Raw genomic sequence first — 12,909 nt, 5'->3', positions numbered from 1 at the left:
CTATGAATAGCGGCTTTACCCACATCACCGTACTGCTCGACGAAGCCGTAGAGGCTCTCGCGGTGCGTGCTGATGGCTGCTATATGGACGGCACTTTCGGGCGTGGCGGACATAGCCGACTCGTATTGGAGAAGCTTGGCCCTGATGGTCGATTGCTAGGATTCGACAAAGATCCTCAAGCAATTGCCACCGGGCAAGCGCTAGCGGCCGAAGACGGCCGCTTTGTCATTGTGCAGCGCAGCTTCGCTGAACTGGGCTCGGAGGCTCAAGCACGCGGCGTTGCGGGCAAGGTCAGCGGAATTCTGCTGGATCTCGGTGTCTCCTCGCCACAGCTTGATGATCCCGAGCGCGGCTTCAGCTTCATGAACGACGGCCCGCTGGACATGCGCATGGACCCGACCCGTGGCGTCAGCGCTGCCGAGTTCATCGCCACTGCACCCGTCGAAGAAATTGCCCGTGTATTCAAGGAATATGGCGAAGAGCGTTTCGCCAAGCGTATGGCCGGTGCCGTCGTTGCACGCCGTGAAGTGCAGCCTTTCGAGCGCACGGCTGACCTGGCTGAAGTACTCAAGGTCGCCAACCCGGCCTGGGAAAAAGGCAAGAATCCGGCGACACGTGCTTTTCAGGGCCTGCGCATTCACGTCAATAATGAACTGGGCGATCTTGAAGCGGGCCTTGACGCTGCGCTTGAAGCGCTGGAAGTGGGCGGGCGCCTGGTTGTCATCAGCTTCCACTCCCTTGAAGACCGCATCGTAAAACTGTTCATGCGCAAACTCGTCAAGGGTGAAGCGGACAACATGCCGCGCAACTTGCCGATCCAGTACAAGGCCTTTGAGCCGAAGATCAAACTCATCGGCAAAGCACAATTCGCCTCGGACGAAGAAACCAAAGCCAATCCACGCTCGCGCAGCGCTGTCATGCGTGTCGCGGAGAAGCTCAGGTGAGCCGTCAGTTCCTCAAGCCTTTGCCAGGCGGCAGCTTCTTCATGCTGCTGCTGTTTCTCGCCGTCCTCGTTTCGGCGATTGGTGTTTCCTACAGTGCCCACTGGAATCGTCAGTTGCTCAATTCGCTGTACTCAGAGCTGAGCATTCGTGACAAGGCGCAGGCTGAATGGGGCCGTCTGATTCTCGAACAGAGCACCTGGACCGCCCACAGCCGTATCGAAACCCTCGCCACTGAACAACTGAAGATGCGCATCCCGAGCGCAGCGGAAGTGCGGATGGTGGCGCCATGATGAAGCTCGACGGCGCACTTTACCCATGGCGTTTTCGCGTCGTTGTCGGCTTGTTGCTGGCATTGGTCGCAGCTATTTGCTGGCGGATCATCGACCTGCAAGTGGTCGATCACACGTTCCTCAAGGAGCAGGGTGATGCGCGCAGTCTTCGGCATATTCCTATTCCGGCACACCGTGGTCTGATCACTGACCGCAATGGCGAGCCGTTGGCTGTCAGTACGCCGGTGACGACCTTGTGGGCCAACCCGAAAGAAATGCAGCTGGACAAAAGCAAGTGGGCGGTTCTGGCTACCGCGTTGGGGCAGGACCCCAAGGCGCTGGCTGAGCGGCTGGACTCGCAGGCTGGTAAGGAATTCATCTATCTGGTCCGCGGCCTGACGCCTGAGCATGGTCAGGCTGTGCTTGATCTGAAAGTGCCAGGCGTTTACGGCATTGAAGAGTTCCGCCGCTTTTATCCTGCTGGCGACGTGACCGCCCACATGGTTGGCTTTACCGACCTCGACGACCACGGTCGCGAAGGTGTCGAGCTGGCCTATGACGACTGGCTCGCGGGTGTGCCCGGGAAAAGACAGGTCATCAAGGATCGGCGCGGACGACTCATCAAAGACGTTCAGGTCACCAAAAACGCCAAGGCTGGAAAGACCGTGGCGTTGTCTATTGATCTACGCCTGCAATATCTGGCCACTCGCGAACTGCGTAATGCAATCGTCGAGAACGAAGCCAAGGCTGGCAGCATGGTCATCATGGACGTCAAGACCGGCGAAGTGCTGGCCATGGTCAACTTCCCGACTTACAACCCGAACAACCGTCGCACCATGGTTCCGGCAGCCATGCGTAACCGGGCGATCATTGACGTGTTCGAACCTGGTTCGACCATGAAGCCGATCTCTATGACCGCCGCGCTCGACAGTGGTCGCTGGAAACCTACTGACAAGGTTGAGGTTTATCCCGGCACCTTGCAGATTGGCAAATACACGATCCGCGACGTGACCAAGACTGAAGGTCCGGTTCTCGACCTGACCGGTATCCTGATCAACTCAAGTAACGTGGGCATGAGTAAGGTCGCGTTTGACGTCGGTGGCGAAGCGATCTTCCAGGCCATGCAGCGCGTGGGCCTGGGGCAGTACACCGGCCTGGGCTTCCCGGGTGAGCGTGTCGGTAACTTGCCGAATTATCGTGAGTGGCGCAAGGCTGAAACTGCAACGCTATCTTACGGCTACGGCTTGTCCGTGACGGCGCTGCAACTGGTGCACGCCTATGCGGCCATCGCCAACAACGGCCGCATCGTGCCGCTGACCATTTTGAAAAGCGACAAGCCGCCGGTAGCAACCCAGGCAATTCCGGAGCCGACCGCCAAGACCCTGCAAACCATGCTGCAGGCTGTGATTGAAGATTCTCGTGGTGTTTATCGCGCACGTGTCCCTTCGTATCACGTGGCAGGCAAGAGCGGTACGGCACGTAAAACGTCTGTCGGTACCAAGGGCTACGCAGAAAACTCCTATCGCTCGCTGTTCGCGGGCTTCGGTCCGATGAGCAATCCGCGCTACGCCGTGGTTGTGGTCATTGATGAGCCAAGCAAGGGCGGCTACTACGGCGGTCTGGTATCGGCGCCTGTGTTCAGCAAGGTCATGTCCGGCACCTTGCGTCTGATGAACGTGACACCTGACAACCTCGCTCCGATTCCCGCAGAGCAGGTCAATGCAGCTCCAGTCGTTAAAGGAGGGCGTGGTTGATGTCGTCCAGCCTGAACAAGATTTTCGCCCACGCTTCCAGCGATCTGATGATTCGCGAGTTGACGCTGGACAGCCGTAAAGTGCGCGGCGGCGATTTGTTTCTCGCCGTTCCCGGTGGCCGTTCTGACGGCCGCGATCATATCGTCGACGCCCTGGCGCATGGGGCCGCAGCAGTGGCCTATGAAGTCGAAGGTGCGAAAGTATTGCCGATCACCGACGTGCCGATGATTCCGGTCAGAGGTCTTGCTGCCCAGTTGTCAGATATTGCCGGGCGTTTTTATGGTGATCCGAGCCGCAGCCTCAACATGGTTGGCGTGACGGGCACCAATGGCAAAACCAGTGTCACCCAACTGGTCGCGCAAGCGCTGGATTTGCTGGGTCAGCATTGCGGCATCGTCGGCACTTTGGGGACTGGTTTTTACGGTTCACTGCAAAGCGGTCGACACACCACCCCCGACCCTATCGCGGTGCAGGCGACGCTGTCTGACCTGAAGAAGGCCGGTGCACGCGCAATCGCAATCGAAGTTTCGTCTCATGGTCTTGACCAGGGGCGCGCAACCGCTCTGGCTTTTGATGTCGCCGTGTTGACCAACCTGTCCCGTGACCATCTGGACTACCACGGCACGATGGAAGCTTACGGCGCGGCCAAAGCCAAGTTGTTCGCCTGGTCTGATCTGCGTTGCCGCGTGATCAATATCGACGATGAGTTCGGTCGTACGCTGGCGGCTGAAAAGCGCGAGTCCCGTCTCATTACTTATAGCCTGGAAGATTCCAGCGCTTATCTGTATTGCCGTGATGCGAAATTCGATGACGAAGGTGTTCGCGCCACACTGGTCACGCCGCAGGGTCAGCACTTGCTGCGCAGCACCCTGCTGGGCCGGTTCAACCTGAGCAACGTACTCGGCGCAGTGGGCGCATTGCTCGGCCTGGATTATGCCCTGGACGAAATTCTTAAAGTCCTGCCGAAGCTGGAAGGTCCGGTAGGGCGCATGCAGCGTTTGGGTGGCGGTGAAAAGCCGCTGGTGGTGGTCGACTATGCCCACACCCCGGATGCTCTGGAAAAAGTACTGACCGCTTTGCGCCCGCACGCCAAGGGCCGCTTGCTGTGCCTGTTCGGCTGCGGCGGTGATCGTGACCGCGGCAAGCGTCCGCTGATGGCGGAAGTCGTTGAGCGTCTGGCTGATGGCGTCCTTGTCACTGATGACAATCCCCGTACAGAAGCGTCAGCGCAGATATTCGATGACATTCGTCAAGGTTTCAGCGCTGCGCACAACGTTCGTTTTGTCGAAGGCCGTGGTCAGGCAATTGCCGAAATTATCGCCAGTGCTAAAGCCAGCGATGTGATTGTGCTCGCAGGCAAAGGTCATGAGGACTATCAGGAAATCAACGATCAGCGCCAGCCATTCTCCGATCTGGAAGAGGCTGCCAGGGCATTGGCCGCATGGGGGGTGACGAATGCTTAAGCCGTTATCTCTCAGTGAACTGACCATAGTGCTCGATGCGCGTCTTGTGGGCGATGATCGTACTTTTGATGGTGTGAGCATCGACAGCCGCGCTATCAAGCCAGGTCAACTGTTCGTGGCACTGACGGGGCCGCGTTTTGACGGTCACGACTACCTGGAACAAGTTGCCGCCAAAGGCGCGGTAGGTGCGTTGGTCGAGCGCGAAATCCCGGATGCCGCATTGCCGCAACTGGTGGTGCTCGATACCCGCAAGGCGCTCGCCCAACTGGGTGCGCTCAATCGCAATGCGTTCGTCGACAGGCCCGTTGCAGCTATTACAGGCTCCAGCGGCAAAACCACGGTTAAAGAAATGCTCGCCAGCGTAATGCGCACCCGCGGGCCGGTTCTGGCTACCCGTGGCAACCTGAACAACGAGCTTGGCGTTCCGTTGACCCTTCTTGAACTGGCGCCTGAGTACTCGGCTGCCGTTATCGAAATGGGCGCCTCTCGTGTGGGCGAAATCGCGTTCACTGTCAGTCTGACCAAGCCTCACGTCGCGCTGATTACCAACGCGGGAACTGCTCACGTTGGCGAGTTTGGCGGACCAGACAAAATTGTCGAAGCCAAAGGCGAAATTCTCGAAGGACTCGATAGCTTTGGCGTCGCTGTTCTTAATAAAGAAGACAAGGCTTTCCCGATCTGGGCAGCCCGCGCAGGTGATCGTCGCATCGTGAGCTTCGCGATCGCTGATCAAAGCGCCGATTTCCATGCTCAGGAACTGAGCCTTGATGCCCGGGGTTGCCCTGGCTTCATTTTGAACAGCCCAGTGGGCTCGGCAGCGGTGCAGCTTAATCTGCTAGGTACGCACAATGTGGCCAATGCGTTGGCCGCGGCGGCTGCAGGTCACGCCATGGGCGTCGATCTGAACGGCATCGTCGCCGGGCTCAACGCTGTGCAGCCGGTCAAAGGTCGCACTGTTGCGCAGCTCGGTCTTAATGGCGTGCGCGTTATCGATGACACCTACAACGCGAATCCGAGCTCCATCAATGCTGCCGTAGATATTCTCACCGGTTTTTCCGGCCGTACCGTGTTGGTCCTCGGTGATATCGGCGAGCTGGGCGACTGGGCCGAACAAGGTCATCGCGACGTCGGTGCCTATGCCTCTGGCAAGGTCTCCGCGCTGTATGCCGTTGGTCCGTTGATGGCCCACGCGGTCAGTGCCTTCGGTGAGCATGCGCGCCATTTTGCCAATCAGACTGACCTGATCGCTGCGCTGGGCGCCGAACAGGATCCTCAAACCACTATTTTGATCAAGGGCTCGCGGAGCGCTGCGATGGAAAACGTCGTTGCCGCCCTCTGCGGTTCTAGCCTGGAGACACATTAATGCTGCTGCTGCTGGCCGAGTTTCTGCAACAGTTCCACAAAGGCTTCGCGGTCTTCCAATACCTGACCCTGCGCGGGATTCTCGGCGTGCTCACTGCATTGTCGCTCTCGCTGTGCCTGGGTCCCTGGATGATCCGTGCATTGCAGATGCGCCAGATTGGCCAGTCCGTTCGTAACGACGGGCCACAGTCTCACCTGTCCAAATCCGGTACGCCGACCATGGGCGGGGCGTTGATTCTGTCTTCCATCGGTATCAGCACCTTGCTCTGGGCTGACCTGAGCAACCGCTATGTCTGGGTGGTGCTGCTGGTGACATTGCTATTCGGCGGCATTGGCTGGGTGGACGATTACCGCAAGGTCATTGAAAAGAACTCTAAAGGCCTGCCGAGCCGCTGGAAGTATTTCTGGCAGTCGGTATTTGGCTTGTGCGCGGCGATCTTTCTGTATGTAACCGCGCCTTCGGCCGTGGAGACCACGCTGATTATTCCGATGTTCAAAGACGCCAGTATTGCGTTGGGCATCGGTTTTATAGTGCTGACCTACTTCGTGATCGTGGGCTCCAGTAACGCGGTCAACCTGACCGACGGCCTGGACGGTCTGGCGATTCTGCCAACGGTTCTGGTGGGTGGCGCGCTGGGCATCTTCTGCTATCTGTCAGGTAACGTGAAATTCGCTGAATACCTGCTGATCCCCTATGTACCGGGCGCGGGTGAACTGATTGTGTTCTGTGGGGCATTGATCGGTGCCGGGCTTGGCTTCCTGTGGTTCAACACTTACCCGGCTCAGGTCTTCATGGGTGATGTCGGCGCTCTGGCACTTGGTGCAGCGTTGGGCACCATTGCGGTCATCGTTCGTCAGGAGATCGTCCTGTTCATCATGGGCGGCGTGTTCGTGATGGAAACCCTGTCAGTCGTCATTCAGGTTGCATCCTTTAAATTGACCGGCCGCCGCGTTTTCCGCATGGCACCGATCCACCACCACTTTGAACTCAAGGGCTGGCCCGAGCCGCGCGTGATCGTCCGTTTCTGGATCATTACCGTGATTCTCGTGTTGATCGGCCTTGCCACGCTGAAACTGAGGTAGAACGAGTGTCTCTTATCGCTTCAGACCATTTCCGCATCATTGTCGGCCTCGGCAAGAGCGGCATGTCCCTGGTTCGCTTTCTGGCGAACCGGGGCGTGTCGTTTGCCGTGGCCGATACGCGGGAAAATCCACCGGAGCTGGCGACTTTGCGTCGTGACTATCCGCAGGTGGATGTGCGTTGTGGCGAACTGGACGTTGAATTCCTTTGCCGTGCCAACGAGCTTTACGTGAGCCCGGGTCTTGCTCTGGCGACCCCGGCTTTGCAGCAAGCCGCTGCGCGTGGCGTGAAGCTGTCCGGCGATATCGAGCTGTTTGCCCGTTACGCCAAGGCCCCGATCATCGCGATCACTGGCTCCAACGCGAAAAGCACCGTGACCACGCTGGTCGGCGAGATGGCTGCGGCGGCGGGCAAACGTGTGGCGGTCGGCGGTAATCTGGGTACGCCCGCGCTGGATCTGCTCAGCGACGACGTTGAACTCTACGTGATGGAGCTTTCCAGCTTTCAACTGGAAACCACTGATCAGCTCGGCGCAGAAGTGGCGACCGTGCTAAACATCAGTGAAGACCACATGGACCGTTACAGCGGTTTGCCTGCTTACCATCTGGCCAAGCACCGGGTATTTCGTGGCGCTCGTCAGGTGGTGGTCAACCGTCAGGACGTCCTGACCCGGCCGTTGATCGGTGAAGGCCTGCCGTGCTGGACCTTTGGTCTGAACAAACCCGACTTCCATGGCTTTGGTTTGCGCGAAGAAGACGGCGAAAAATATCTCGCCTTCCAGTTCGACAATCTGATGCCTGTACGCGAATTGAAAATCCGTGGCGCTCATAATCAGTCCAATGCTCTGGCTGCGCTTGCGCTTGGCCATGCTGTCGGTTTGCCGATGGACGCGATGCTTTCCAGCCTGCGCACCTTTGGCGGCCTGGAGCATCGTTGCCAATGGCTGCGTGAGCGCAATGGCGTGAGCTATTACGATGACTCCAAAGCCACCAACGTGGGTGCCGCACTGGCTGCCATTGAAGGCCTCGGTGCAGACATCGAAGGCAAACTGGTGCTGATTGCCGGCGGTGATGGCAAGGGTGCTGATTTCAGTGGTCTGCGTGCGCCGGTTGCTGCCAACTGCCGCGCTGTGGTGCTGATCGGCCGCGACGCCGAGCTGATCGCGCAGGCGTTGGGCGATGGCGTGGAACTGATCCGGGTTGCAACGCTTGAAGACGCTGTTTTGCGCTGCGCCGATATTGCGCAGGCGGGCGACGCCGTGCTGCTGTCTCCGGCGTGCGCCAGTTTCGACATGTTCAAGAACTACGAAGAGCGCGGTCGTCTGTTCGCGCAAGCCGTGGGGGACTTGTCATGATCTTCGGCGTAATCAAGCCTTTCCCGTCACCAATCATCAGCGGCCGTGGCATTGATGTCGACTTCCCGATGCTGGCGGGCTGCCTGGCGTTGCTGGGCCTGGGTCTGGTGATGATCACCTCTGCTTCCTCGGAAGTGGCGGCGGTGAATTCCGGCAACACTCTCTACATGATGACTCGCCATTTGATCTACATGATCATCGGCATCTTCGCCTGTGGCTTGACCATGATGATTCCGGTCGCCACCTGGCAGCGTTTGGGCTGGATGATGCTGTTGGGTGCATTTGGTCTGCTTGTCATGGTGCTGATACCGGGTGTTGGCCGTGAGGTAAACGGCTCGATGCGCTGGATCGGCTTTGGCATGTTCAACGTTCAGCCTTCGGAAATCGCCAAGGTCTTCGTGGTGATTTTCCTCGCCGGTTACCTGATTCGTCGCCAGCAGGAAGTTCGCGAAAGCTGGATGGGCTTCTTCAAGCCATTCATCGTCCTGCTGCCAATGGCCGGCCTGCTGCTCATGGAGCCGGACTTCGGTGCCACCGTCGTGATGATGGGCGCTGCGGCTGCCATGCTCTTCCTGGGTGGCGTAGGTCTGTTCCGTTTCAGTCTGATGGTTGCCCTGGCGGTTGGCGCGGTATTCGTGCTGGTTCAGGCTCAACCGTATCGGATGGCGCGTCTGATTACCTTCACCGACCCATGGTCCGACCAGTTCGGTTCCGGCTACCAGTTGACTCAGGCTCTGATCGCGTTTGGTCGTGGTGAGTGGCTGGGCGTTGGTCTGGGCAACAGCGTGCAGAAGCAGTTCTATCTGCCGGAAGCCCACACTGACTTCGTGTTCTCGGTACTCGCCGAAGAACTGGGCGTAGTGGGTTCGTTGTTGACCGTCGCTTTATTCGTATTCGTCAGTATCCGCGCCATGTACATCGGCATGTGGGCCGAGCGCGCCAAGCAGTTCTTCGGCGCTTACGTGGCTTACGGTCTGGCCTTCCTGTGGATCGGCCAGTTCCTGATCAACATCGGTGTGAACGTCGGCCTGCTGCCAACCAAGGGTTTGACCCTGCCGTTCCTCAGCTACGGCGGCAGCTCGTTGGTGATCTGCTGCGCAAGCCTGGGTCTGCTGTTGCGGATCGAGTGGGAATCGCGCAACAACATGGGCAGCGAAGAAGCGGAATTCAATGAAAGTGACTTCGCCGAGGAGCCTAACCATGGACGCTAACGTGCTGATCATGGCTGGCGGCACCGGCGGACATGTATTCCCGGCGCTGGCCTGCGCGCGCGAGTTTCAGGCCCGTGGTTACAAGGTGCATTGGCTCGGTACGCCTCGGGGTATCGAGAATGAACTGGTGCCACAGGCCGGGTTTGCTTTGCACCTGATAAACGTCACCGGTTTGCGTGGCAAGGGCCGACTGTCCTTGCTCAAGGCACCGCTGATGTTGCTCAAGGCATTAATGCAGGCTCGTAAAGTCGTGCGTGAGCTCAAGCCGGTTTGCGTAGTGGGCTTCGGTGGGTATGTCACCGGTCCAGGCGGTCTTGCCGCGAAGCTGGGCAAAGTCCCTTTGATCATTCATGAGCAGAACGCGGTTGCCGGTACTGCCAATCGCAGTCTGGCCTCGTTCGCCAGCCGTGTATGTGAGGCGTTCCCGAACACCTTCGCAGCTTCCGAAAAACGCCGCACTACGGGTAACCCGGTACGTGCCGAGCTGTTTCTGGAAACACCGCGTCAGGCGCTGGCCGGGCGCAAGGCGCGCTTGCTCGTATTGGGTGGCAGCCTCGGTGCCGAGCCACTGAACAAGTTATTGCCCGAGGCCCTCGCGCAGGTGCCTGCGGAGTTTCGGCCTGAAGTGTTTCATCAGGCTGGCAAGAATCACGACGAAATCACCTCAGAGCGTTATCGCGCTGCCGGTGTCGAGGCGCAGGTCGCCCCGTTCATCAAAGACATGGCCCAAGCCTATGGCTGGGCCGACCTGGTGGTCTGTCGCGCAGGCGCGTTGACCATCAGTGAATTGGCGGCGGCCGGACTGCCCTCGCTGTTGGTGCCGTTGCCCCATGCGATCGACGATCACCAGTCCCGTAACGCCGACTATCTGGCTCACGAGGGCGCAGCCTTCGTCATGCCACAAGCGACAACTGACGCAGCCGATATGGCGGCGCGTCTGAAAGAGGTTTTGATGCAACCCGAACAACTCAACACCATGGCGCGCACCGCCCGCCGGCTGGCCAAGCCTGATGCAACCAATACCGTTGTAGATATCTGCCTGGAGGTGGCTCATGGTTGAGAATCAACGCGCCATGCCACAGCCTGAAATGCGCCGCATCCGTCGCATCCACTTCGTCGGTATTGGCGGCGTGGGTATGTGCGGGATTGCCGAGGTGTTGTTGAACCTGGGTTATGAAGTGTCGGGTTCCGACCTGAAGGCTTCCCCGGTGACCGAGCGCCTGGAGTCCTTTGGTGCGCACATCTTCATCGGCCATCGCGCAGAAAACACTGTGGGTGCCGACGTGCTGGTGGTGTCCAGTGCCGTGAACACTTCGAACCCGGAAGTGGCGACCGCTCTTGAGCGTCGTATCCCGGTGGTGCCGCGTGCCGAGATGCTGGCCGAGCTGATGCGTTATCGCCACGGCATTGCCGTTGCCGGTACGCATGGCAAAACCACGACCACCAGCCTCATCGCGTCGGTGTTCGCGGCCGGTGGTCTGGACCCGACATTCGTGATCGGTGGTCGTCTGAACGCTGCCGGTACCAATGCGCAGTTGGGCACCAGTCGCTACCTGATTGCCGAAGCCGATGAAAGCGATGCCAGCTTCCTGCATCTGCAGCCACTGGTTGCCGTGGTCACCAACATCGACGCCGATCACATGGCGACCTATGAAGGCGACTTCAACAAGCTGAAGAAAACCTTCGTCGAGTTCCTGCACAACCTTCCTTTCTATGGTCTGGCGGTGGTGTGTATCGACGATCCGGTCGTGCGTGAAATCCTGCCACAGGTCAAGCGTCCAACCGTGACCTACGGCTTCAGTGAAACGGCCGACGTGCGCGCTATCAACGTGCGCCAGGAAGGCATGCTGACGTTCTTCACCGTATTACGTCGCGACCGTGAGCCGCTGGACGTGTCGGTGAACATGCCGGGTAATCACAACGTACTTAATTCGCTGGCAACCATCGCCATCGCGACGGATGAAGGCGTCAGCGACGAGGCCATTGTCCAGGGCCTGTCGGGCTTCCAGGGTGTTGGTCGACGCTTCCAGGTGTATGGCGAGCTGCCGGTTGAAGGTGGCGACGTCATGCTGGTCGATGACTACGGTCACCACCCTCGCGAAGTTGCTGCAGTGATCAACGCTGTCCGTGGCGGTTGGCCGGACCGTCGTCTGGTCATGGTCTATCAGCCCCACCGCTTCAGCCGTACTCGTGATCTTTACGACGATTTCGTACAGGTACTGGCCGAGGCCAATGTGCTGCTGCTGATGGAAGTCTATCCGGCAGGCGAAGAGCCTATCCCGGGTGCGGACAGTCGCAACCTGTGCCACAGCATCCGTCAGCGCGGTCAACTGGACCCTATCTACATTGAGCGCGGCGTCGAGCTGGCGCCGTTGGTCAAACCTTTGCTGCGTGCGGGCGACATCCTGCTGTGCCAGGGCGCTGGTGATATCGGCGGGCTGGCTCCGCAATTGTTGAGAAGCCCGTTGTTCGCGGGAGCCGTCATTGCGCCTACCGAAGGGAAGCTGAAATGACTGCGCCACTGCAATCGTCCCTGCTCTCGACGCTGGAGCCGAAATCGTTCGGCCGCGTTGCCGTGCTGTTCGGTGGCAAGAGTGCTGAGCGGCCGGTTTCCCTGAAGTCCGGGCAAGCGGTGTTGCAAGCGTTGCAGAGTGCCGGTGTCGATGCATTCGGCATCGATGTCGGCGACGATTTCCTGCAGCGTCTGGTCAGTGAAAAAATTGATCGTGCGTTCATTGTCCTGCACGGACGCGGTGGCGAAGACGGCACCATGCAAGGCCTGTTGGAGTGTCTGGATATTCCTTACACCGGCAGCGGCGTGCTGGCTTCTGCGCTGGCTATGGACAAGCTGCGGACCAAGCAGGTCTGGCAGAGTCTTGGCCTGCCAACGCCTTTGCACGCAGTGCTTGGCAGTGAATCGGATTGTATTTCAGCAGCCGCGGAACTGGGCCTGCCTTTGATCGTCAAACCGGCTCATGAAGGTTCCAGTATCGGTATGGCGAAGGTGACCAGCGTCGAGGAATTGATCGTCGCGTGGAAAGCCGCCAGTACCTACGATTCGCAAGTTTTGGTTGAGCAATGGATTCAAGGTCCGGAGTTCACCATCGCATCCCTGCGTGGCCAGGTATTGCCTCCCATCGGCCTGGGCACTCCTCACAGTTTTTACGACTACGACGCCAAGTACCTGGCTGACGATACCCAGTATCGGATTCCGTGCGGGCTCGATGACACCAAGGAACAGGAACTCAAGCAACTGACCGCTCGCGCGTGCGAAGCCGTTGGCGTTACCGGCTGGGCGCGTACTGATGTCATGCAGGACGCAAACGGCAAGTTCTGGCTGCTGGAAGTGAACACCGTACCGGGTATGACCGACCACAGTCTGGTGCCGATGGCGGCCCGTGCTGCAGGTCTGGATTTTCAGCAACTGGTGTTGGCGATTCTGGCCGACAGCGTCCAGGCGCGAGGTTAAGT

General features: G+C 59.0%; 11 protein-coding genes. All 11 read left to right on the top strand.

Annotation, left to right across the window (positions count from 1 at the left end; genetic code table 11):
- Positions 1 to 2: 2 nt before the first annotated feature.
- Genes rsmH through AO242_RS25945 form a run of 11 tightly spaced genes read left to right on the top strand, consistent with a single transcriptional unit; the run spans position 3 to position 12,907 of the window.
- Positions 3 to 944, top strand: a complete 942-nt coding sequence (gene rsmH, locus AO242_RS25995; protein ID WP_099270940.1) for a 16S rRNA (cytosine(1402)-N(4))-methyltransferase RsmH — start codon at positions 3 to 5, stop codon at positions 942 to 944.
- Positions 941 to 1,234 carry a cell division protein FtsL gene (gene ftsL, locus AO242_RS25990; RefSeq protein ID WP_027900236.1) on the top strand — a complete coding sequence of 98 codons (294 nt, stop codon included), beginning with the start codon at positions 941 to 943 and terminating at the stop codon, positions 1,232 to 1,234. Before rsmH ends, ftsL begins: the two co-directional genes overlap by 4 nt.
- Positions 1,231 to 2,967 carry a peptidoglycan D,D-transpeptidase FtsI family protein gene (locus tag AO242_RS25985; RefSeq protein ID WP_099270939.1) on the top strand — a complete coding sequence of 579 codons (1,737 nt, stop codon included), beginning with the start codon at positions 1,231 to 1,233 and terminating at the stop codon, positions 2,965 to 2,967. Before ftsL ends, AO242_RS25985 begins: the two co-directional genes overlap by 4 nt.
- On the top strand, positions 2,967 to 4,430 hold the full coding sequence (locus tag AO242_RS25980) for a UDP-N-acetylmuramoyl-L-alanyl-D-glutamate--2,6-diaminopimelate ligase (protein ID WP_099270938.1): 1,464 nt from the start codon (positions 2,967 to 2,969) through the stop codon (positions 4,428 to 4,430). The genes AO242_RS25985 and AO242_RS25980 overlap by 1 nt, the downstream gene beginning before the upstream one ends.
- Complete coding sequence (locus AO242_RS25975; protein WP_099270937.1) at positions 4,423 to 5,793, top strand: UDP-N-acetylmuramoyl-tripeptide--D-alanyl-D-alanine ligase; 1,371 nt, start codon at positions 4,423 to 4,425, stop codon at positions 5,791 to 5,793. Before AO242_RS25980 ends, AO242_RS25975 begins: the two co-directional genes overlap by 8 nt.
- On the top strand, positions 5,793 to 6,875 hold the full coding sequence (gene mraY / locus AO242_RS25970; RefSeq protein WP_027900240.1) for a phospho-N-acetylmuramoyl-pentapeptide-transferase: 1,083 nt from the start codon (positions 5,793 to 5,795) through the stop codon (positions 6,873 to 6,875). The genes AO242_RS25975 and mraY overlap by 1 nt, the downstream gene beginning before the upstream one ends.
- A gap of 5 nt (positions 6,876 to 6,880) precedes the next feature.
- On the top strand, positions 6,881 to 8,227 hold the full coding sequence (gene murD, locus AO242_RS25965; RefSeq protein ID WP_099270936.1) for a UDP-N-acetylmuramoyl-L-alanine--D-glutamate ligase: 1,347 nt from the start codon (positions 6,881 to 6,883) through the stop codon (positions 8,225 to 8,227).
- On the top strand, positions 8,224 to 9,438 hold the full coding sequence (gene ftsW, locus AO242_RS25960; RefSeq protein ID WP_027900242.1) for a putative lipid II flippase FtsW: 1,215 nt from the start codon (positions 8,224 to 8,226) through the stop codon (positions 9,436 to 9,438). The genes murD and ftsW overlap by 4 nt, the downstream gene beginning before the upstream one ends.
- Entirely contained in the window at positions 9,428 to 10,498 is a 1,071-nt protein-coding gene (gene murG / locus AO242_RS25955) for an undecaprenyldiphospho-muramoylpentapeptide beta-N-acetylglucosaminyltransferase (RefSeq protein ID WP_099270935.1), read from the top strand. The genes ftsW and murG overlap by 11 nt, the downstream gene beginning before the upstream one ends.
- On the top strand, positions 10,491 to 11,951 hold the full coding sequence (gene murC / locus AO242_RS25950; RefSeq protein WP_099270934.1) for a UDP-N-acetylmuramate--L-alanine ligase: 1,461 nt from the start codon (positions 10,491 to 10,493) through the stop codon (positions 11,949 to 11,951). Before murG ends, murC begins: the two co-directional genes overlap by 8 nt.
- Positions 11,948 to 12,907 carry a D-alanine--D-alanine ligase gene (locus AO242_RS25945; RefSeq protein ID WP_099270933.1) on the top strand — a complete coding sequence of 320 codons (960 nt, stop codon included), beginning with the start codon at positions 11,948 to 11,950 and terminating at the stop codon, positions 12,905 to 12,907. The genes murC and AO242_RS25945 overlap by 4 nt, the downstream gene beginning before the upstream one ends.
- Positions 12,908 to 12,909 lie beyond the last annotated feature (2 nt).

This window comes from Pseudomonas sp. ICMP 561 (assembly GCF_002699985.1).
Classification (GTDB): Bacteria; Pseudomonadota; Gammaproteobacteria; order Pseudomonadales; family Pseudomonadaceae; genus Aquipseudomonas; species Aquipseudomonas quasicaspiana.
The sequence above is the reverse complement of the archived record's forward strand: the minus strand, read 5'-3'. Positions and strand labels throughout refer to the sequence as shown.

What these genes read in the sequence shown, in the direction of transcription:
- AO242_RS25985 (WP_099270939.1), top strand. Translation starts at nt 1,231, where the DNA reads ATGATGAAGCTCGACGGCGCACTTTACCCATGGCGTTTTCGCGTCGTT.
- murG (WP_099270935.1), top strand. Translation starts at nt 9,428, where the DNA reads ATGGACGCTAACGTGCTGATCATGGCTGGCGGCACCGGCGGACATGTA.
- murC (WP_099270934.1), top strand. Translation starts at nt 10,491, where the DNA reads ATGGTTGAGAATCAACGCGCCATGCCACAGCCTGAAATGCGCCGCATC.
- AO242_RS25980 (WP_099270938.1), top strand. Translation starts at nt 2,967, where the DNA reads ATGTCGTCCAGCCTGAACAAGATTTTCGCCCACGCTTCCAGCGATCTG.
- AO242_RS25945 (WP_099270933.1), top strand. Translation starts at nt 11,948, where the DNA reads ATGACTGCGCCACTGCAATCGTCCCTGCTCTCGACGCTGGAGCCGAAA.
- ftsW (WP_027900242.1), top strand. Translation starts at nt 8,224, where the DNA reads ATGATCTTCGGCGTAATCAAGCCTTTCCCGTCACCAATCATCAGCGGC.
- rsmH (WP_099270940.1), top strand. Translation starts at nt 3, where the DNA reads ATGAATAGCGGCTTTACCCACATCACCGTACTGCTCGACGAAGCCGTA.
- mraY (WP_027900240.1), top strand. Translation starts at nt 5,793, where the DNA reads ATGCTGCTGCTGCTGGCCGAGTTTCTGCAACAGTTCCACAAAGGCTTC.
- AO242_RS25975 (WP_099270937.1), top strand. Translation starts at nt 4,423, where the DNA reads ATGCTTAAGCCGTTATCTCTCAGTGAACTGACCATAGTGCTCGATGCG.